General features: G+C 54.5%; 3 tRNA genes and 1 rRNA gene. All 4 read left to right on the forward strand.

The features are described from left to right. Window positions 1-77: ribosomal RNA gene (rrf, locus tag ACE5KN_RS31160) — 5S ribosomal RNA — on the forward strand; the annotation flags it as partial. Between the two features lie 31 nt (window positions 78-108). After that, a tRNA-Asn gene (locus tag ACE5KN_RS31085) sits at window positions 109-184 on the forward strand. Window position 185: 1 nt separating this feature from the next. Beyond that, window positions 186-258: transfer RNA gene (locus ACE5KN_RS31090), tRNA-Thr, on the forward strand. A 5-nt stretch (window positions 259-263) separates the two neighbouring features. Then, window positions 264-335, forward strand: a tRNA-Glu gene (locus tag ACE5KN_RS31095). Window position 336: the final 1 nt, after the last annotated feature.

Genomic DNA, 336 nt, shown 5'->3' on the forward strand with positions numbered 1-336 from the left:
CGAACACGACCGTTAAGCCCTCCAGCGCCGATGGTACTTGGACCGAAGGGTCCTGGGAGAGTAGGACGTTGCCAGGCGGTACTGCGCTTGTTATACAAGCGCATATATTCCCTGATAGCTCAGTTGGTAGAGCACTCGACTGTTAATCGAGTTGTCACAGGTTCGAGTCCTGCTCGGGGAGCCATGCTCTCATAGCTCAGTAGGTAGAGTGCATCCATGGTAAGGATGAGGTCACCGGTTCGATCCCGGTTGAGAGCTTATATGGCCCGTTGGTCAAGGGGTTAAGACACCTCCCTTTCACGGAGGTAACAGGGGTTCGAATCCCCTACGGGTCAT

The sequence above is a fragment of the Paenibacillus terreus genome, assembly GCF_042138595.1.
GTDB lineage: Bacteria > Bacillota > Bacilli > Paenibacillales > Paenibacillaceae > Paenibacillus > Paenibacillus terreus.